This window comes from Fictibacillus sp. WQ 8-8, assembly GCF_024494405.1.
GTDB classification, from domain to species: Bacteria; Bacillota; Bacilli; order Bacillales; family Fictibacillaceae; genus Fictibacillus_C; species Fictibacillus_C marinisediminis.
This window is the reverse complement of sequence record NZ_JAMXKG010000004.1, coordinates 138,071-156,778: the sequence shown is the minus strand read 5'-3', so window position 1 is coordinate 156,778 and position 18,708 is coordinate 138,071. Positions and strand designations below refer to the sequence as shown.

Annotated in this window: 23 protein-coding genes; all 23 read left to right on the top strand. The window is 45.5% G+C overall.

What is annotated here, in order from left to right; translation table 11 throughout:
• The first annotated feature begins 67 nt into the window (after window positions 1-67).
• On the top strand, window positions 68-634 hold the full coding sequence (folE, locus tag M1K46_RS10255) for a GTP cyclohydrolase I FolE (protein ID WP_256225953.1): 567 nt from the start codon (window positions 68-70) through the stop codon (window positions 632-634).
• Window positions 635-658: 24 nt separating this feature from the next.
• Window positions 659-892 carry a trp RNA-binding attenuation protein MtrB gene (mtrB, locus tag M1K46_RS10250; protein ID WP_053358050.1) on the top strand — a complete coding sequence of 78 codons (234 nt, stop codon included), beginning with the start codon at window positions 659-661 and terminating at the stop codon, window positions 890-892.
• Window positions 893-1,020: 128 nt separating this feature from the next.
• Window positions 1,021-1,728 carry a heptaprenyl diphosphate synthase component 1 gene (locus tag M1K46_RS10245; RefSeq protein WP_256225951.1) on the top strand — a complete coding sequence of 236 codons (708 nt, stop codon included), beginning with the start codon at window positions 1,021-1,023 and terminating at the stop codon, window positions 1,726-1,728.
• Window positions 1,729-1,731: 3 nt separating this feature from the next.
• The gene (locus tag M1K46_RS10240; protein WP_256225950.1) at window positions 1,732-2,439 is read left to right on the top strand and encodes a demethylmenaquinone methyltransferase; all 708 of its coding nucleotides are present in this window, start codon (window positions 1,732-1,734) and stop codon (window positions 2,437-2,439) included.
• A gap of 15 nt (window positions 2,440-2,454) precedes the next feature.
• Window positions 2,455-3,318, top strand: a complete 864-nt coding sequence (locus M1K46_RS10235) for a UbiA-like polyprenyltransferase (protein WP_082316216.1) — start codon at window positions 2,455-2,457, stop codon at window positions 3,316-3,318.
• On the top strand, window positions 3,315-3,905 hold the full coding sequence (locus M1K46_RS10230) for a UbiX family flavin prenyltransferase (protein ID WP_062235368.1): 591 nt from the start codon (window positions 3,315-3,317) through the stop codon (window positions 3,903-3,905). The genes M1K46_RS10235 and M1K46_RS10230 overlap by 4 nt, the downstream gene beginning before the upstream one ends.
• Window positions 3,905-4,753: a menaquinone biosynthetic enzyme MqnA/MqnD family protein gene (locus tag M1K46_RS10225; protein ID WP_256225949.1), complete on the top strand. Its 849-nt coding sequence runs from the start codon at window positions 3,905-3,907 to the stop codon at window positions 4,751-4,753. Before M1K46_RS10230 ends, M1K46_RS10225 begins: the two co-directional genes overlap by 1 nt.
• A 9-nt stretch (window positions 4,754-4,762) precedes the next feature.
• A complete protein-coding gene (gene hepT / locus M1K46_RS10220) occupies window positions 4,763-5,728 on the top strand; it encodes a heptaprenyl diphosphate synthase component II (protein ID WP_256225948.1) in 966 nt (321 codons plus the stop codon).
• 98 nt (window positions 5,729-5,826) lie between these two features.
• Entirely contained in the window at window positions 5,827-6,270 is a 444-nt protein-coding gene (gene ndk / locus M1K46_RS10215) for a nucleoside-diphosphate kinase (protein WP_053358056.1), read from the top strand.
• Between the two features lie 98 nt (window positions 6,271-6,368).
• The gene (locus M1K46_RS10210) at window positions 6,369-7,169 is read left to right on the top strand and encodes a CheR family methyltransferase (RefSeq protein WP_256225947.1); all 801 of its coding nucleotides are present in this window, start codon (window positions 6,369-6,371) and stop codon (window positions 7,167-7,169) included.
• Window positions 7,170-7,507: 338 nt separating this feature from the next.
• Window positions 7,508-8,548, top strand: a complete 1,041-nt coding sequence (gene trpD, locus M1K46_RS10205) for an anthranilate phosphoribosyltransferase (RefSeq protein ID WP_256225946.1) — start codon at window positions 7,508-7,510, stop codon at window positions 8,546-8,548.
• A complete protein-coding gene (trpC, locus tag M1K46_RS10200; protein ID WP_256225945.1) occupies window positions 8,529-9,287 on the top strand; it encodes an indole-3-glycerol phosphate synthase TrpC in 759 nt (252 codons plus the stop codon). The genes trpD and trpC overlap by 20 nt, the downstream gene beginning before the upstream one ends.
• Entirely contained in the window at window positions 9,277-9,939 is a 663-nt protein-coding gene (locus M1K46_RS10195; RefSeq protein ID WP_256225944.1) for a phosphoribosylanthranilate isomerase, read from the top strand. The genes trpC and M1K46_RS10195 overlap by 11 nt, the downstream gene beginning before the upstream one ends.
• Window positions 9,920-11,128 (top strand): tryptophan synthase subunit beta, encoded by a 1,209-nt coding sequence (trpB, locus tag M1K46_RS10190; protein WP_256225943.1) that lies wholly within the window; start codon window positions 9,920-9,922, stop codon window positions 11,126-11,128. The genes M1K46_RS10195 and trpB overlap by 20 nt, the downstream gene beginning before the upstream one ends.
• Entirely contained in the window at window positions 11,118-11,933 is an 816-nt protein-coding gene (gene trpA / locus M1K46_RS10185; protein WP_091004903.1) for a tryptophan synthase subunit alpha, read from the top strand. The genes trpB and trpA overlap by 11 nt, the downstream gene beginning before the upstream one ends.
• 18 nt (window positions 11,934-11,951) lie before the next feature.
• Window positions 11,952-13,064, top strand: coding sequence for a histidinol-phosphate transaminase (gene hisC, locus M1K46_RS10180; RefSeq protein WP_256225942.1), 1,113 nt, complete (start codon window positions 11,952-11,954; stop codon window positions 13,062-13,064).
• A 318-nt stretch (window positions 13,065-13,382) separates the two neighbouring features.
• Entirely contained in the window at window positions 13,383-14,642 is a 1,260-nt protein-coding gene (locus M1K46_RS10175) for a tetratricopeptide repeat protein (RefSeq protein WP_256225941.1), read from the top strand.
• 109 nt (window positions 14,643-14,751) lie between these two features.
• A complete protein-coding gene (locus tag M1K46_RS10170) occupies window positions 14,752-15,288 on the top strand; it encodes a ReoY family proteolytic degradation factor (RefSeq protein WP_053358065.1) in 537 nt (178 codons plus the stop codon).
• Window positions 15,289-15,378: 90 nt separating this feature from the next.
• Entirely contained in the window at window positions 15,379-15,840 is a 462-nt protein-coding gene (locus M1K46_RS10165; RefSeq protein WP_256225940.1) for a YpiF family protein, read from the top strand.
• A 134-nt stretch (window positions 15,841-15,974) separates the two neighbouring features.
• A complete protein-coding gene (locus M1K46_RS10160) occupies window positions 15,975-16,478 on the top strand; it encodes a ubiquinol-cytochrome c reductase iron-sulfur subunit (RefSeq protein WP_062235401.1) in 504 nt (167 codons plus the stop codon).
• A gap of 3 nt (window positions 16,479-16,481) precedes the next feature.
• Window positions 16,482-17,153: a menaquinol-cytochrome c reductase cytochrome b subunit gene (qcrB, locus tag M1K46_RS10155; protein ID WP_053358068.1), complete on the top strand. Its 672-nt coding sequence runs from the start codon at window positions 16,482-16,484 to the stop codon at window positions 17,151-17,153.
• Window positions 17,154-17,286: 133 nt separating this feature from the next.
• On the top strand, window positions 17,287-18,045 hold the full coding sequence (locus tag M1K46_RS10150) for a menaquinol-cytochrome c reductase cytochrome b/c subunit (RefSeq protein ID WP_053358069.1): 759 nt from the start codon (window positions 17,287-17,289) through the stop codon (window positions 18,043-18,045).
• 66 nt (window positions 18,046-18,111) lie between these two features.
• Window positions 18,112-18,699, top strand: coding sequence for a DUF1405 domain-containing protein (locus tag M1K46_RS10145; RefSeq protein ID WP_062235403.1), 588 nt, complete (start codon window positions 18,112-18,114; stop codon window positions 18,697-18,699).
• The last annotated feature ends 9 nt before the right edge of the window (window positions 18,700-18,708 follow it).

Sequence of the window (18,708 nt, the reverse complement as noted above, 5' to 3'; positions counted from 1 at the left end):
AACGTACAGCAAACGTGAAAATGAACCTACATGAAACGTTGCAGGAATGAAAATGGAGGCTACCGCAGTGAAGGAATTCGATCGAGCAAAAATTGAACAGGCAGTTACCATGATCCTTGATGCCATTGGAGAAGATCCGTCGCGTGAAGGACTTGTTGATACACCGAAAAGAGTGGCTAAAATGTACCAGGAAGTGTTTCAGGGACTGAACCAGGATCCGAAAGAGCACTTTGCTACGATCTTCGGAGAGGATCATGAAGAGCTGGTACTCGTGAAAGACATTCCGTTCTATTCCATGTGTGAACACCATCTTGTTCCTTTCTTTGGAAAAGCGCATATCGGCTATATCCCAAGAGGAGGAAAAGTAACCGGTCTGAGCAAACTTGCAAGAGCTGTTGAGGCAGTGACCCGCAGGCCGCAGCTTCAGGAAAGAATTACATCAGATGTTGCTGATGCGCTCGTAGAGACGCTTGAACCTCATGGTGTGATCGTCGTTGTCGAGGCTGAGCATATGTGCATGACCATGCGCGGAGTGAAAAAGCCCGGCTCAAAAACCATAACTTCTGCAGTTAGAGGGATATTTGTTAAGGATGCGGCTGCAAGAGCAGAAGTGCTCACGTTTATTCGCGGTTAATTTAAAAGAAACGGAGTGTGCGGCATGAAAACGAACGAGAAAATGAACGAGAATGAGTTTTTTGTGATTAAAGCGAAAGAAAACGGAGTTAACGTGATTGGCTTGACAAGGGGGACTGAGACCAGGTTCCACCATTCAGAGAAGCTTGATAAGGGAGAGGTCATGCTCGCTCAGTTCACTGAGCATACATCTGCGGTTAAAGTAAGAGGCAAGGCGGTCATTTATACACGGCACGGTGAAGTTGACACGGAAGTATAAAAGCTTGGCTTGTGCCAAGTTTTCTTTACGCCTGATACTTTAAGGTGTAAACAATTATTGAATGGCCGGTATGATATAATAAATAATAGATAGAGTAAGCTGTATTTGCAGGATGTGGGGGCAGGGACATGAAGATCATCCAAGAAATAAATAAGTTAAATGAATATGTTTTACGAACGATGGAACATTCTTTTCTAAAGCAGTATGTCGATGTTCCCCGGATCAATAACGATAAATGCCTGATTGCCTATTCGCTTCTGAAAGAAAGCGGATACGAAGGCGAGGAATTACAGGAATATTACGCAGCTGTCATGCTCGTCCAGAGTGCACTCGATATGCATGAATACATACTGAAGATTCAAAAGGACGAAGTAAAAGAGCGGCAATTGACCGTTCTGGCGGGAGACTATTACAGCAGCCTCTACTATTTTATGCTATCCCTCTGTGAAGATCTTCCGTTAATACGGGTACTCTCACTTGGGATTCAGGATGTAAACGAAAGCAAGATGAAGCTTTTTTACAGCAAACAATCAAAACCTGATGAGATCACAAACGGAATCAAAAGCATGGAGGCTGGTATCCTGACAAGGGTAGCACGCCACTTTGGCAAGGAAGAGTTCATTCCGTTTATCTCTGAGTTCTTGTTTGTTTCTGCTGCTTCTCAATGCCCTGATCCTCTTTTTTCAGATTATCACCATCAGATTAAAAATGATCTGCTGCTAGCCCGCCACAAACTTAAGACACAAAAGCAGCCGGCTACCTTAAAAGCTGTCATGGAAAAGAGAATGAGGGCACTGCTTGAAGCACCTCACTATTTATTGCCGGAGGAAGGATAAGCGATGGAACAATTAAAAGAACAGCGTGTCCATTCGGTCTTTGAAAAAATATCAGGTCAATATGACTTTATGAACAACGTGATCAGCTTTAAGCAGCATACGAGATGGCGCAATGATACGATGAAGCACATGGCTGTGAAAGAAGGAAGCCGTGCGCTCGATGTATGCTGCGGCACAGGGGAGTGGAGCATCGCTCTCGCGAAAGCGGTCGGAGCATCCGGGTCGGTAACCGGACTGGATTTCAGCAAGAACATGCTGGAAGTCGGCAAGAAAAAGCTTTCGGAGCTGAAGTGCCCGAATGTAAAGCTGATCCACGGGAATGCTATGGAACTGCCTTTTCCCGATAATACGTTCGATTACGTGACCATCGGGTTCGGTCTTCGGAACGTTCCGGATTATCTCCAGGTAATCAAGGAGATGCAACGCGTGGTTAAACCGGGAGGCAGAGTGGTCTGTTTGGAAACTTCTCAGACGACCACACCGATCGTAAAGCATGTCTTCCGTTTTTATTTTTCGGTCGTCATGCCGTTTCTCGGCAGACTTCTGGCAAAAAGCTATAATGAATATTCCTGGCTTCAGGAATCTGCCGGAGAATTCCTTGATAGGAATGAATTGAAGGCGTTATTTGAAGAAGCGGGGTTATCCCAAGTTACAGTTAAGCCATATACGTTCGGAACGGCGGCTATGCACATGGGAATTAAACAAACATAGAAAGAGAGATCGCTCGTGTATAAGAAATTAGCTATCATTCTTGAAATGATAAAGTTTGAACATACTTTATTTGCGCTTCCATTTGCATTTTTGGGGGCGATTCTCGGAAATGTAGTGGAAGAAGGAACTTTTCCGTCCATAACGGAATGGATCTGGATTACACTGGCGATGGTAGGCGCGAGAAGCGCTGCGATGACGCTCAACCGTGTCATCGATGCCAGGATCGACCAAAAAAATCCCAGAACGGCGACGAGGGCTATTCCTGCAAAGTTAATCAGCAAGAAAGAAGCTGTGCTGTTTATTGCCGGTTCTTTTGTTCTGCTGTTTGTAAGTGCTTCACAGCTTAACCTTCTTTCCGTATGGCTTTTGCCTCTGGCTGTATTTTTTCTAGTATTCTATTCCTATACGAAGCGTTTTACATACTTATGCCACGTCATTCTCGGTGCAACGATCGCTCTCGCCCCGCTTGGAGGATGGGTTGGAGCAACGGGAACCCTTTCTGCTGAAGCCTTTCTGCTCTATGCAGGTGTCTTGTTCTGGACGGCAGGATTCGACGTGATCTATGCCACGCAGGATGCGGATTATGACAGGAACCACGGCTTGTATTCCATTCCCTCTTATTTTGGGATTCCAAAGGCACTTTTCATCGCACGCTTTTTCCATGTCGTCAGCTTCTCGGCTTTCTTAGTTCTCGGCGCGGTCTCATCGTTCGGCTGGGTATACTTTGCCGGCGTGTTTTTATCAGGAGCGATCATGATCTATGAACACTCGATGGTTTCTCCGGAAGATCTGTCGAAGCTGAACGTTGCCTTTTTTACGATGAATGGAATCCTGAGCGTCGTTATGTTTATTTTCTCGTTGGGAGATTTGCTGCTATGAAAAATTTTGCCGTAGGAATTACGGGAGCGAGCGGAGCTGTATATGGTGTACGCCTTGTTCAGGAACTGCTGAAGGGCGGCCATAAAGTGCACCTCATGGTCACTGAAGCCGGCTGGCAGGTTTTTCACGAAGAGCTCGGATGGGATACAACAGACCGCGGCAGCATTCTTCAAGAATACTTTATACAGGGGAGCAGCGGCGAACTTCACTATCATACGCTAAGAGACTTTAAAGCTCCGATCGCTTCTGGCTCCTATCAGAACAGCGGCATGATCATCATTCCTTGTTCGATGGGTACACTGTCAGGAATCGCACACGGAGCGTCCGGCAACCTGCTTGAGAGGGCGGCGGATGTAATGCTTAAGGAGGGGCGAAAGCTCGTACTCGTGCCGCGTGAAACACCGCTAAACAGTATTCATCTGGAGAACATGCTTAAAGTATCACAGGCAGGCGGCAAGATCCTGCCTGCGATGCCTGGTTTTTATCAGCTGCCGAAGACCCTTGACGACCTTGTTGATTTCTTAGTCGGCAAAGCGCTGGACAGCCTCGGCGTGCAACATGATTTATTTAAAAGGTGGGGAGAGTAATGGCGCTCAATATCGGCGAGATTAAATATACAAACATCCTTCCTCTATTTTTCTATTTGAATAAAAAAGAGATTGAAAATACCGGAGCGGAGTTCATTCCGCAGATACCGGCTGAGCTGAACCGGAGAATGGCCAGGGGGGAAATTGACCTTGGCGGTATTTCTTCCTTTTCTTTTGGTGAAAACAGCCATCAATACAGCCTTTTCCCTAATTTATCCGTATCGACTTTCGGTAAGGTAGGATCTATTCTATTGTTCTCAAAAACAGCCATTGAAGATCTGGACGGAAAGAGCATCGCACTTACTTCAAGTTCTGCAACTTCGGTCGTTCTTTTGAAAGTGATCCTTAAAGAATTTTACGGACTTGATCCTGTCTATGAAACGATGGCACCAGACTATGATCAGATGCTGCAGAATCATTCAGCCTGCCTGCTGATCGGGGAGGATGCCATTAAAGCCGACTGGCGGCAGGAGAAAGAAATTCATGTGTATGATCTGGGGGAACTGTGGTATAAGCATACAGAGCTTCCGATGACCTATGCCGTCATGGCCGTGCGAAACGACAGCATTGAAAGAGAGCCGGCTCTTCTGGAGAAGCTCTTATTTGAAATGTCAGAGAGCAAACAAAAGACAAAGTCAGACCAATATCATGAGATGATCAGCCATATCCTGCCTGCCCATGGAGGGGAATACTCTTTTTGGGCAAACTATTTTCATGGCATCAATTATGATTTCGGGGAAAGCCATTTGAAAGGGCTGAAGCATTATTTTGAGCTGGCCCATAAGCATTCACTGATTCAGACGGTTCCCGAATTTACTTTTTTTAACTACTCCTTACAGGGCATTTAGGTGAAAGCTATGAAACTGACTGAACTCTATTCACATGTAAAAAAAGATCTGCTTCAGATTGAATCCGAACTGGAGCAATCGATATCAGCAGACCACCCTATCTTGCAAAAGGCTGGAAGCCAGCTTCTGAAAGCTGGAGGCAAGCGAATCCGGCCTGTTTTCGTACTGCTTTCCGCACATTTCGGCGAATACGATATCCGCAGTGTGAAGAAAGTTGCTGCCGCACTGGAAACCATACATATGGCATCACTCGTCCATGATGATGTGATTGACGATGCCGAGCTGCGAAGAGGGGCAAAGACGGTTAAAGCTGAGTATGACAACAAAGTGGCGATGTATACAGGGGACTTTCTGTTTGCCAAAGCGATCGAGATGATGACCAATGTCAGCCAGATTGCAGCACATCAAGTCTTGTCCTATTCCATGAAAGAGATGTGTCTTGGTGAGATCCAGCAAATCAAAGAGCAGTTTGATCTGGATCAGAACATAAGACAATACTTGCGGCGCATCAAAAGAAAGACAGCCCTCTTGATCGCTATCAGCTGCCAGCTTGGAGCTATTGCTTCCAATGCTTCTGTTCAGCTGCAAAGACAGCTGTACCGTTTTGGCTATTCCGTTGGCATGGCTTATCAGATCACGGATGACATTCTGGATTTTACAGCAACTGAAAAAGAATTGGGCAAACCTGCAGGCGGCGACTTGAAGCAGGGAAACATTACCCTTCCTGTTTTTTATGCAATGGACCAGATACCAGAATTAAAAGGCAGTATCCAGCGTTATTATCAAACCTGGGATGAGGGTGAGTTTTCCGGCATTATTGCTCAGATCAAAAAAAGCGGATCCATTCAGAAAGCTTCCATGGCTGCCCAATCCTATCTGGCAGATGCATTTGCCGCCGCCGATCAGCTTCCGGCAGGACAGGCAAGAAACAGCATGATCAAGATTGCCAAATATATTGGAAAGCGCAAATTTTAGCTCATTGCTAAATCGTACTATTTTTGATACTATTTTCTAGGGGTCACAGCTAGCTTACAAGCCCTGAACCAATACATAGAAGATAGGGGAGAACTATTATGGAAAAAACGTTTCTAATGGTAAAACCAGATGGTGTACAGCGCAATTTGATCGGAGAGATTGTTTCAAGATTCGAGAAAAAAGGATTTCAGCTTGCTGGAGCCAAATTGATGACAATCTCACGTGAGCTTGCAGAAAACCACTACGGAGAACATAAAGAGCGTCCGTTCTTTGGCGAGTTGGTAAACTTCATCACTTCTGGTCCAGTTTTCGCTATGGTATGGCAAGGAGATAACGTGATTGCTACTGCTCGTAACATGATGGGAAAAACCAATCCTTCAGAAGCAGCTGCAGGAACTGTTCGCGGAGATTTTGCCGTAAGCGTAAGCAATAACATCATTCACGGTTCTGATTCTCCTGAAAGTGCTGTTCGTGAAATTGGTCTTTTCTTCAAGGAAGAAGAACTTGTCAATTACGAAAAAGCGGTTTCTTCTTGGATTTAATGTAAGCGTTATAAACCAGCCGGCCACGGCTGGTTTTTTTATTTGGCGTGTTTAGCGTTAAGGAATATTTCTTATTTGCCGATAGTTAAAGTAACGCTATGCATAAAGGGGTAAGAAACGTGGATCAAGATTATTCAAATTTTATTAAAGACGTTCAATCTATAACATCTATTGACCTGTCACTGTATAAAGAGGCACAGATGAAGAGGCGCCTCACTGCTTTTCGTGACAAGAAGAGCATTGAAAGTTTCTCTGTCTTTTCGAAAGCTCTTATGAAAGACCGCTGCTTGCTGGATGAATTACTTGACCGGATGACGATCAATGTTTCGGAGTTTTATCGGAATCCGGAACGATGGATGGTTTTGAAGGATAAGATCATACCAGACCTTTTAAGCAGGACGAACAAACTGAAGATCTGGAGTGCCGCATGTTCAACGGGAGAGGAGCCTTACACCCTTGCTTCGCTTTTGCAGAAAACAGGACGGAACATCACCTATTCCATTCTGGCAACGGACCTCGATGAGCTTGCGCTGCGAAGGGCAAAGGAGGGCTTATATGCTGAAACATCGATTAAGAACGTGCCTGAGTCAGTCAGGAACAGCAGTTTTCGGAAAGAAGCTGGAGGGTTTGCGGTTACGGAAGCACTAAAAAAACCAATTGTGTTTAAACAGCATAACTTATTGGCAGATGCCTTTGAGAAGAGCTTTGATCTCATCGTTTGCCGTAATGTTATGATTTACTTTACAGAAGATGCAAAAGAAGCATTGTTTCATAAGTTTTCAGAGTCATTGCGCCCCGGAGGCTATCTGTTCGTGGGCAGCACGGAACAGATCTTTCACCCCGGCCGCTTTAATCTGCAGCCAAGGGAAGCTTTTCTTTATCAGAAACCGCTTGTCTAGTTCAGAAATGCACAGCCCTTTGGGTTGACAAACTGTGCGTAATGCTTTATCTTGTGTTTTAACGATTTGGATTTTCAGAATGATTTAGCCCAGAGAGCAGTTTAGTTGAGAGATGAGAATAGTTGAGAATGATGAGTGGAGCCGAGCAGAGGGTTATGAATACATAGTACCCATGCCTCTTCGTGCATGGGTTTTTTTGTACCTCTTTTTCGCCTCATTCATTCTCCATTTTTGATGGAGGTGAATAATCACAATGTTATGTCTATCTTTTTATTTATCCCCTACATGAACGGATCGTTGCTGCCTTATTACATTTATAATCTTAAGGAGGGATTGCAATGGCCGTCAAAGAACTTCTCCAAAAAGGAATTCTTGGAGAAACCTACTCACAAAAAGAAGCCTACGAAATGATGAACGAAATACTGGAAGGAAAAGTGACGGAAGTCCAGCTTTCCAGTTTGCTGACCATACTCCGGCTGCGGGGGGAAACCATCGAAGAAATCGTTGGATTCTCAACTTCAATATTGGATCATACCGTGCCGCTTCACCTGGAATATCCGCAAATCCTTGATACGTGCGGAACAGGCGGAGACGGGGCGTCAACCTTTAATATATCCACTGCGTCTTCCTTATTGCTCGCATCAACGGGCATTAAAGTTGCCAAGCACGGCAATTCAGCTGTTACATCGAAAAGCGGAAGCGCAGACGTGCTTCAGAAGCTCGGGATCGGATCAAGCGGCGATGCGTCTGAAATCGCAGAGAGTCTGGAGAAGTTCTCTCTATGTTTCCTTTTTGCGCCAAACTATCATCCGGCACTCCGGCATGCGAGCAAAACAAGAAAGGGACTGTCTTTCCGAACGGTTTTTAATATTCTCGGTCCGTTATGCAACCCGGCCCATCCAACACATCAGCTGATCGGTGCCTATAACAAGGAAACGGCAAAAAAAATGGCGCATGCGATTGCTGATTTCAAAGAGCAGAGAACCTTAGTGGTTACAGGAGCAGACGGATTGGATGAATGCTCCATATTCGCACCGACACACTTTTTCGAAGTGGATAATGGGAACGTGAACGAATTCACACTCACTCCTGAAGATGCAGGACTCCCATATGGAACTTTAGAAGAGGTGACGGTGGCCTCCAGCCAGGAGAGCGCAGCCCTGATCAAAGCAGTTCTGAGCGGTAAAGCTTCTGCTTCTGCACAAAATATCGTGATCTATAATACCGCAGCCTCTTTATATTTGACAGGAAGAGCCTCAACCATCCATGAAGGGGTTAAACTGGCACGGGACATTATTGCAACGGGGAAAGCCAGCCGCCATTTAGAAATGATTCAGAACCAAACAGGAGGATTGCCTTATGCTGCAACAAATTCTTGATCAAAAAAAGGAAGAAATCACAAAGCTTGAAAACAACTTCACTATAAAACATAACAGAAAAAAGGCATCTCTCTATGAGGCGATCAGAACATCAGAAAATGCGCCTGCGCTCATTGCTGAAGTTAAGAAAGCTTCGCCTTCAAAGGGGACGATTAAGGAGCATTACGTTCCTGCAGAGATTGCTGCTGAATATGAACAGGGAGGGGCGGCTGCAATCTCGGTGCTTACGGATCAGCGTTTTTTTCAGGGACATGCGGCAGACCTGGTCGCTGTAAAACAGATGGTCTCTCTTCCGGTCTTGAGAAAAGACTTTATTATCGACAAGCTCCAAGTGCTCGAGAGTGCTCATATCGGCGCTGATGCGATTTTGCTGATCGCAGCTGCCATGACACCGAAAAAGCTGCACGGATTGTACGAGTTTGCTCATGAGCATGATCTGGAATGCCTGGTGGAAGTTCACTCTGTAGAGGAACTGGAAGGCGTCCTGAAGCAGTTCACACCAAAGCTCGTCGGGATCAACAACAGGGATCTCCGTACGTTCAAAACGGATGTAAAACATACAGCGGCCATCGCCAGCCATATTCCAGAGAGCATATTAACCGTGAGTGAGAGCGGAATAAAAGAAACTGACGACCTCCATTACTTGCGCAGTCACAGCATCAACGCGATTTTAGTTGGCGAAACGCTCATGCGTGCTTCATCTCCGGCCGAAGGGATCAAGACGCTGTATGGCCGGTAAGACTCCGTTTCTTAAATTTTGCGGATGCCGGAGCAAGGAAGACCTGCTTCTTGTAAAAGAGTCACGCGCAGATCTGGCAGGATTTATTTTTGCCCCGAGCAAACGAAGGGTAGCTCCTGAAGATGCGGGCAAATGGGTGAGGGGAAATCAGCCGCTCAAACAGCAATTAACAGGAGTATTTGTGAACCCTTCTCTTGATGAAATACAGGCCGCTTTAGTAAACGTGCCTTTAGATATCGTTCAATGCCATGGTGATGAAACTCCCGGATTTCTAAAAGAACTAAAGAAAAAAACAGGAATAACGATTTGGAAAGCCGTACGCCACGAGCCAGGCGGATGGAACAACCTGAAAGAGTTTGCCGGGGTCGCAGACGGTTATGTAATTGATGCCCGGGTAGAGGGAGCTTACGGAGGAACAGGAACAGCCTTTGACTGGGATGCTGTTCCGATGTATTTACAGGAGGCTGAACGGCAAGGTGTACCTTGTTTTATTGCAGGGGGGATTCATGCAGAAAACATTTCAAAACTGCTGAGCTATAGTCCGGACGGCATAGACATCAGCAGCGGAATTGAGGAAGACGGTAAAAAAAGCCAGAAAAAAATAAAGGATTTAGAAGGGATGATGATGCAATATGAAAACAGTATATCCTGACAGCCGGGGAAGATATGGAGAGTTTGGCGGGAAGTTTGTACCCGAGACCATCATGTTTGCTTTGGAAGACCTTGAGAAGGGTTTTAGTGAAGCGATTGAAAACGCTGAGTTCATGGAGGAACTTCAGCATGAACTGACAGATTACTCCGGCAGGCCTACACCTTTAACCTATGCAGGAAAGCTGAGTGAAAAGACCGGCGGAGCATCCATCTACCTGAAAAGAGAAGACTTGAACCACACTGGCGCCCACAAGATCAACAATGCGATCGGCCAGGCGCTGCTCGCAAAAAGGATGGGAAAGAAAAAGATCATCGCTGAAACAGGAGCAGGACAGCATGGCGTTGCGGCTGCTACTGCTGCTTCTAGGTATGGTTTGGAATGCAAAGTATATATGGGCGAGGAAGACATCCGCCGTCAGGCTCTAAACGTATTCCGCATGAAACTGCTGGGAGCGGAAGTGATTCCAGTGAGCAGCGGAACAAAAACGTTAAAGGACGCGACGAATGAAGCGATCAGGCAGTGGGTTGCATCGGTTGAAGATACTTTCTACATGATTGGATCAGCCGTAGGACCGCATCCGTATCCGAAGATCGTCAAAGAGTTTCAGAGTGTAATCGGATACGAGGCAAAAGCACAATTTGCTCAAATAAAGGAGGGAAGCCTTCCTGAGAAAGTGGTGGCCTGTGTAGGGGGCGGCAGCAATGCGATCGGTATTTTTTCAGCGTTCGTCGATGAAGATGTTTCTCTTGTCGGGGTTGAAGCGGGAGGCAAAGGACTCTTGACCGGCCTGCATGCCGCGACGATGGCGAACGGGACAGCCGGTGTTATCCATGGATCACTGACGTACCTGCTTCAGTCGCAGGAAGGCCAGATCCAGGAGCCTTATTCCATCTCAGCAGGTTTGGATTATCCTGGAGTAGGACCGGAACATGCTTTCTTAAAATCAACTGAACGTGTCAAATATGAAAACATCACGGACGAGGAAGCGCTTGAGGCACTGAATCTCCTTTGCCGTGAAGAAGGCATTCTATGTGCGCTGGAGAGCGCACACGCTGTGGCACAAGCATTAAAAGAAGCACGAAGCATGAGTGCTCACGAAAACATCATCGTCTGCCTGTCCGGCAGGGGAGATAAAGACGTTCATACACTTTTTGAACAGCAGAAGGAGGAAGTCTCTCATGGGGAGTAGAATGAAAGAGTTTCAGTCAAAGAAATCGCCATTGTTCGTACCCTTTATCACAGCAGGTGATCCTTCTCCTGAGGTTACGGTTGACCTGGCTCTCGCTCTTCAAAACGAAGGGGCGGATGCACTGGAGCTGGGTATTCCATATTCTGATCCCCTTGCAGACGGACCGGTGATCCAGCGGGCTTCCAAACGGGCGCTGGAAAAAGATATGAGTTTGGAAAAAGCCATGAAGCTCGTCGCAAACATGCGCGCAGCCGGTTTAACCATTCCGGTCATTATCTTTACTTATTACAATCTTTTGTTACAATTGGGAGAACAGAAATTTTTTGAATTGGCATCACAGAACGAAATTGATGGGCTACTTGTGCCGGATTTGCCTTTTGAAGAAAGCAAAGACCTTCAGAAGTCATGTTCCGCCCATGATCTAAGCTTCATTTCTCTCGCTGCGCCCACTACTTCTCAAGGAAGGCTAAAAGAAATCGGAGAGGCTGCACAGGGTTTTCTCTATTGCATCTCTTCACTTGGTGTTACCGGGGCAAGGACTTCGTTTGCCAACGGCCTGGACCGCTTTCTGGATGAAGCGAGATCTGCGAGTTCGGTTCCGGTATTGATCGGTTTCGGCTTGTCGAGCAGAGAGCAGATGCAGCAATTTGAGGGTAAATGTGATGGTTTTATCATGGGGAGCACGATCGTATCAAAAATTGAGGAGCTGGGACCAGATCTTCTCAGGGAGGACAAGAAAAGAGAGGCGCTTCAAACGTTCTCTGACTTTCTTTCCAAACTGGTCCCGCTGAATGTTTACAGTTAACAGAAAGGAAGGGTCTTTGTGGAGGCAAAATCACAGCTGTTGAATTTAAAACCCTATCAGCCGGGAAAACCAATCGAGGAAGTGAAGCGCGAGTACGGGCTGGACAAAATCGTTAAATTGGCATCAAATGAGAATCCATACGGAAGCTCGCCTTCGGTTAAGGACGCTATCGTATCAGAAGCCGCTCACTTAGGGCTGTATCCTGATGGCTACAGCGCTGAACTGAGGGAGGAGCTTTCCGAATTTTTAGGAGTAAAAAAAGGAAATTTGATTTTTGGCAATGGTTCCGACGAAGTAGTGCAGATCTTATCACGAAGCTTTCTGCATGAAGGAACAAACACGGTCATGGCAGCGAACACCTTTCCTCAGTACAAGCATAACGCTGTGATTGAAGGAGCAGAAGTTCGTGAAGTTCCGCTGCTTAACGGAGAACATGACCTGAATGAGATGCTCAAAGCGATCGACGGACAAACAAAAATCGTTTGGCTGTGCAGCCCGAATAATCCTACCGGCCATTACATTGATCAAAAATCGTTTGAAACATTTATGGCTGAAGTTCCTCCGCACGTACTCGTAGTGAGTGACGAAGCGTATTATGAATACGTTGAAGCCGAAGATTTTCCAGAGACCATCACTTATTTGGACCGATATCCGAACTTGGTGATCCTGCGGACGTTTTCTAAGGCTTACGGACTTGCTGCACTCCGGATCGGTTATGGAATCGGTGATGAGAAACTTATCACAGCCATTGAACCGGCCAGAGAGCCGTTCAACACATCACGCATTGCACAGGCAGCAGCCCGTGCTGCGATCAAAGACCAGGATTTCATCAGCACTTGCTCTGAAAGAAACAGAGAAGGGCTGCAGCAATTTTATGAATTCTGCCAGAAACGCGGATTGGATTACTATCCGTCTCAAGCGAATTTCATCCTAATTGATTTTAAGGAAGACTCAAATCTTTTGTTTCAGCATCTTCTTGAAAGAGGCTACATTGTGCGTTCTGGATCAGCACTGGGCTTTCCTACAAGCCTCAGAATAACGATCGGCGATAAGCAGCAGAACGGGGAGATCATTGAGCATCTGGAAAATTATTTGCTGATGTCAGGAAACACAGAAAAAGAAACCGTGTAAATCCATCAGAGAAGAGGGGCCTGCTCGGCCTCTTTCTCGATAATTTCAAAATTTTCGAAAAATAATGTTGATTTTTGAAGCGTTACTGCTATACTATAACTAATATGGTTTCTCTCCACTCCTATCCATATTATTGTTTTCCCTGACAGCGCTTTCAAAGTCAGGGCTTTTTTTGTTTTCCTATACTCATATCTTTGCATGTGCACTCATAGCCTGTCTATATAAGGGCGAAGGCGAATCGTAGATTTTGAAGTGAACACACTCTCTCATGTATAATGAAAACAAAATAGATTGCCGTAAGAGAAGGAGTTTTTGTTAGTGGAAAAGTTACAAGAAGCCATCACCCTTGTTGAAATGGGACATGTCCGGGAGGGCATGAAGCTCATCGAAATGCTTAAAAAGGAAGCCGACCATCAAACACTCTATGATATTGCGAGGGTTTATGAAAACTGGGGACATCTGGAGGAAGCCATGAAGATCGTTGCTCAGTTGAGAGCTTTTTACCCGGAGGATGGAGACCTCGGCATCTTTGCCGCCGAGCTGCTCATTGAGATGGAAAAGGAAGATGAAGCTCTGGAGATACTGGGACAGATCAGTGCATACGATGATTCTTACATCCAATCGCTCCTATTGCAGGCTGACCTTTATTTTATGCAAGGACTCCATGAAGTTGCGGAGCAAAAGCTCCTGAAAGCCAAGCAGACCAAACCAGATGAGCCAGTTCTTGCTTTTGCTCTTGGTGAACTGTATCTTGAACGCGGCGATTTTATCAAAAGCGCTGGCTTCTTCAAGGAAGCCGAACCGATTGCATCGACTCTTCCCGAAGGAGATCTTTACCTAAGACTTGCCGAAGCGCTGAGCAGAGGCGGTAAGTTTGAAGAAGCTCTTGACTTTTATAAAAAAGGCCTGGAATCCAAAAAAGAACTGCACAGTCTGTTTGGATACGGTTTGACCGCGTATAAAACAGGGGAGTATAAAACGGCGATATCTGCGCTTGAAGAATTAAAAGGACTGGACCCTGAGTATACGACGCTTTATCCTTTGCTTGCTTCATCCTATGAGGAAGAGGGGGCACTTGACGAGGCGATCGAGGCGATCCGGGAAGGAATCAGCAAGGATGAATTCAACGAAGACCTTAAAGTACGTGCCGCACGCCTCATGTACCGGACAGGTAACAGAGAAGAGGGCGAAAAGTATGCGAGGGAGGTTATCGCGCTCAATCCTTCAAACGCTGAAGCTGTCCTTCACTTATCTTCCATGCTTAAAAAAGAAGAACGCTTTGATGACATGGTCGAACTGCTCTCACATGTTGCAGAGCAGGGTGACGAAACGCCGGAGATGATCTGGGATCTGGCCTTTGCATACAAAGAAGCAGAAGAATATGAACAGGCCAGAGAACAATATGAAGCGGCCTTTCCTTCCTTCACGAACCATGAAGTTTTCTTGGAAGAGTATGGCATGTTTCTGATCGAAGAAGGGGAACCTGTAAAGGCAGCCGGCATCCTGAAACAAGCCTTGTCATTGAACCCGAACCTTCACCACGTTGAAGAAATAATCAGCCGGCTGGAAGAGTACTAATCAACCCGCTTTTTTCTGTAAATATTCTTTCCGGTTAGAAGGATTTATCAAGCAGGGCAAGAATATACTAAAGTAATATACTTTGGTTAGGAATGATGGGGGGATCACAATGAGCAGCACCGTTTCTGTCCTTGAAAAGAAGGATTTTATTAAATGGTTTTTAAATCATTATCAACTAAAAAAACGTGAGTGCGTCTGGTTGTTAAACTACCTTGTCAGTGACGACCAGCTCATGGAAAAGGTTCACTTTGTGGAGAAAGCAGAGTATTGCCCTAAAGCCATTATTATGTCCGCTCAATGTACCGATGGTGTTCCATTCCGTTTTTATAAACAGAATGTCTTGACGACGGATGCAGAAAAATCATTCCACGATATCCGGCTTAACCAGGAAGAAGACATCTTTATTGAACTAAACTTTAATTCTTCAAGATTGACGCCCGAGTATGCCTCGGTACTGGAAGAAAATCCGCATCTGCCTGACAATATGGTAACAGACCGGAAATATGGACTGTGGGCAGAACTGATTCTCGACCAATCGGTATCCCAATTTAAAAAACAGAAAATACTCGTTAACATTGACCGTGCGCTGGACCAAAAAGATGAAGAAACTTTCCAGCAGCTTACCGAAGAACTTAGAAAATTGTAACCCTCTTTTTTAAAAAGAGGGTTTTATTTTGTTTTTTTTGATACGATGGAATACATATTAAACTATTTTTACATAAAAGGAGTTTCACAGATGAAATGGAGTTCAGGTGATATTAACATTTATCAGATGTCGAAAGAGTTTGTGGATACTGTCATCATTCCCCTTCAGCCTCTTTCTTTCGGTCCTTCCATGAGGACAAGCGCAGGGATGGCTGATTTTTCCCTTCTCATTGCAGAAGAGACAGAACGTCAGCTGCACGGACGCTTGTTTCTCATGCCTTCCTTTACCTATTTGAAGCTGGAAAGTGAAGAAGTTCTCATGGCCCGGCTCCACTCATGGGTCAGCGAACTTAAGGAAGAAGGGTTCCGCCATATTTTTTTCTTGACGAGCGATGACGATTGGAAAAAGGCTGAACATGAGCTAGGAGAAACACTCCTTTGGATGCCTGTCATACCGATGGAGACGATGGACTCGTCATATAAGGAAGAAATCGTTAAAGAACAGGTCAAACAGCTGTTTCAGATCATTCTTCATAAGTGGCAGGAAAGCTAAAAAACCAAGCACTGGAGATACATGTTCATATTGACAGTAAAAGACAACTTACGCTATCATGTTAATGTCCTAGTAATATGTGTGTAAAACAAATGTCCGGATGGACTTTATTTACAGCAAGGGGGGGAAACGAAATGTCTAAGGAAGATATCTCCAGACGCCAGTTTTTGAACTACACATTGACCGGTGTCGGAGGGTTCATGGCTGCAGGGATGCTTATGCCAATGGTGCGTTTTGCCATCGACCCCATCCTTGAAAAGGGTGCGGACCAGGATATGGTAGCGGTTACTGAAGTCAGCAAGATCGGCAAGGAACCAAAACGATTTAACTTTAAAATTAAGCAAAAAGACGGATGGTACGAATCAGAGGTCACCCAATCTGCGTGGGTCTACAAAAACGGCAAGGGCGAATTAATAGCGCTTTCACCGGTTTGCAAGCATTTGGGATGTACCATCGACTGGAACACTGATCCAAGCCACCCAAGCCAATTTTATTGTCCTTGCCACGGAGGCCGTTATGAGAAAGACGGTACGAATATTAAAGGTACACCGCCGCTTGCGCCTCTTGATGTTTATGACAGCAAGGTGAAGGACGGAAAGTTGTATCTAGGAAAGGCAAAACCACGAAAGGGGGCGTAATAGATGCTGCAAAAAATTTACGATTGGGTAGACGAGCGTTTGGATATTACGCCGCTTTGGCGCGATGTGGCTGACCATGAAGTGCCTGAGCACGTTAACCCGGCCCATCATTTTTCCGCGTTCGTTTATTGTTTCGGAGGATTAACGTTCTTTATTACGGTAATCCAAATCTTGTCTGGAATGTTCTTAACGATGTACTATGTTCCGGATATTGTGAATGCCTGGGAATCTGTATATTATCTGCAGAATCAGGTGGCATTCGGTGTCATCGTAAGAGGAATGCACCACTGGGGAGCCAGCTTGGTAATTGTTATGATGTTTTTACATACCTTGCGCGTATTTTTCCAGGGCGCTTACAAAAAACCTCGTGAATTGAACTGGGTAGTGGGAGTATTAATTTTTGGTGTTATGCTTGGACTTGGGTTCACAGGCTATTTGTTGCCATGGGATATGAAAGCGCTGTTCGCTACAAAAGTAGGGATTCAGATCGCAGAAACAATCCCTGTGATCGGACCGATCGCAAAAACATTCTTAGCAGGCGGAGAAATCATCGGAGCACAGACATTAACTCGTTTCTTTGCGATACACGTATTCTTCCTGCCGGCTGCACTGCTTGCGCTCATGGGTGCCCACTTTATCATGATCCGCAAACAGGGTATCTCAGGTCCGCTGTAAAATTGCTTTTTTAATTATCTTTATTTTTAAAATTGAGTGACCATTCTCTACATCAGAGATATATCTTGGCAGATAAAGCTCATCTGCGTCAGAGCAGATAAGCTTCTAGACGCTAAAAAAGGGAGGGAGAAAGATGCATCGAGGCAAAGGAATGAAGTTTGTAGGAGACTCCCGTGTTCCTGCAGAGCGCAAGCCGAACATTCCGAAGGATTACTCTGAGTATCCCGGAAAAACGGAAGCGTTTTGGCCAAACTTCCTTTTGAAAGAATGGATGGTAGGTGCCGTCTTTTTAATTGGGTATTTAATCTTAACCATTTCTCACGAATCTCCGCTGGAGCGTAAAGCAGATCCGACAGATGCAGGATATATTCCGCTTCCTGACTGGTATTTCCTATTCTTGTATCAGCTTTTGAAATACAAGTATGCTGCAGGTGATTACGTGTTAATCGGAACGATCGTTATTCCTGGACTAGCTTTCGGAGCACTGCTGCTCGCACCATGGCTGGACAGAGGGCCGGAACGCCGTCCTTCACGCCGTCCTGTTGCTACAGGATTAATGCTGCTTGCCCTTATTTCCATTACATATTTAACATGGGAGTCCGTTGTTACCCATGACTGGGAAAAGGCGAAAGAACAGGGTAAAATCGTGGAGACCAACATCGACAAGAACGATCCCGGCTATCAAGTCTTCAAAGGCCAGTCCTGTGTAGGCTGCCATGGATCGGAATTGACAGGCGGAACGGGGCCATCACTTATTGGAACCGGTTTAAAACCTGAACAGATCATGAAGATTGCCAAAGAAGGGCGAGGGGCTATGCCTGCAAACGCTTATAAAGGCAATGAAGCCGATTTGAAAAAATTGGCCACATTCATTTCAAAACTGAAAAAATAAACATCAAAAAAAGCTGGCTTGCAGAGTCGGCTTTTTTTACATCATCGGCAAGTGAGGAGAAAAAGAATGATTTATCTTTATGGAATTTTGAAGCAAAAATGGTTCCTGTCCAGTTTGCTTATCATCAATATTCTTGGAACGGCCTATGGATATTACTGGTATAAAGACCAGCTCGCTGAAACACCGCTGAAGTTTGTTCTTTTTGTGCCAGACAGCCCGACGGCCAGTCTGTTCTTTGTCTTCGTGCTCATTGCGTTTCTTTTCGGAAAAAACCTGCCATACATCGAAGCACTGGCCGCGGTAAGCCTTTTTAAGTACGGAATCTGGGCGGTTGGCATGAATATTGCCGGCGGTGTAGTCGATCCTCCTATGTATTGGGCCAATTATATGCTCATCGTTTCCCATCTGGGGATGGCGATCGAAGGGCTCCTTTATACTCCGTACTATCGAATTCAGCTCAGGCATCTGGCAGTAGCGGGCCTCTGGGTATTTCATAACGAAATTATCGATTATGTTTATGGTATGATGCCGAGGTACGACGTACTCTGGGAACATATGCAGCTGATCGGATATCTTACCTTCTGGCTAAGTGTGGTATCCGTCGTCCTTGTGTATTATTTAACGAGGGAGAAGCCGGCTCACTCCGGCAAATAAAGGTCTAAC

Coding starts and splice junctions, on each gene's coding strand:
- mtrB (WP_053358050.1), top strand. CDS start 659: ATGAAAACGAACGAGAAAATGAACGAGAATGAGTTTTTTGTGATTAAA.
- M1K46_RS10245 (WP_256225951.1), top strand. CDS start 1,021: ATGAAGATCATCCAAGAAATAAATAAGTTAAATGAATATGTTTTACGA.
- M1K46_RS10240 (WP_256225950.1), top strand. CDS start 1,732: ATGGAACAATTAAAAGAACAGCGTGTCCATTCGGTCTTTGAAAAAATA.
- M1K46_RS10230 (WP_062235368.1), top strand. CDS start 3,315: ATGAAAAATTTTGCCGTAGGAATTACGGGAGCGAGCGGAGCTGTATAT.
- M1K46_RS10225 (WP_256225949.1), top strand. CDS start 3,905: ATGGCGCTCAATATCGGCGAGATTAAATATACAAACATCCTTCCTCTA.
- hepT (WP_256225948.1), top strand. CDS start 4,763: ATGAAACTGACTGAACTCTATTCACATGTAAAAAAAGATCTGCTTCAG.
- ndk (WP_053358056.1), top strand. CDS start 5,827: ATGGAAAAAACGTTTCTAATGGTAAAACCAGATGGTGTACAGCGCAAT.
- M1K46_RS10210 (WP_256225947.1), top strand. CDS start 6,369: ATGCATAAAGGGGTAAGAAACGTGGATCAAGATTATTCAAATTTTATT.
- trpD (WP_256225946.1), top strand. CDS start 7,508: ATGGCCGTCAAAGAACTTCTCCAAAAAGGAATTCTTGGAGAAACCTAC.
- trpC (WP_256225945.1), top strand. CDS start 8,529: ATGCTGCAACAAATTCTTGATCAAAAAAAGGAAGAAATCACAAAGCTT.
- M1K46_RS10195 (WP_256225944.1), top strand. CDS start 9,277: ATGGCCGGTAAGACTCCGTTTCTTAAATTTTGCGGATGCCGGAGCAAG.
- trpB (WP_256225943.1), top strand. CDS start 9,920: ATGAAAACAGTATATCCTGACAGCCGGGGAAGATATGGAGAGTTTGGC.
- trpA (WP_091004903.1), top strand. CDS start 11,118: ATGGGGAGTAGAATGAAAGAGTTTCAGTCAAAGAAATCGCCATTGTTC.
- M1K46_RS10170 (WP_053358065.1), top strand. CDS start 14,752: ATGAGCAGCACCGTTTCTGTCCTTGAAAAGAAGGATTTTATTAAATGG.
- M1K46_RS10165 (WP_256225940.1), top strand. CDS start 15,379: ATGAAATGGAGTTCAGGTGATATTAACATTTATCAGATGTCGAAAGAG.
- M1K46_RS10160 (WP_062235401.1), top strand. CDS start 15,975: ATGTCTAAGGAAGATATCTCCAGACGCCAGTTTTTGAACTACACATTG.
- qcrB (WP_053358068.1), top strand. CDS start 16,482: ATGCTGCAAAAAATTTACGATTGGGTAGACGAGCGTTTGGATATTACG.
- M1K46_RS10150 (WP_053358069.1), top strand. CDS start 17,287: ATGCATCGAGGCAAAGGAATGAAGTTTGTAGGAGACTCCCGTGTTCCT.
- M1K46_RS10145 (WP_062235403.1), top strand. CDS start 18,112: ATGATTTATCTTTATGGAATTTTGAAGCAAAAATGGTTCCTGTCCAGT.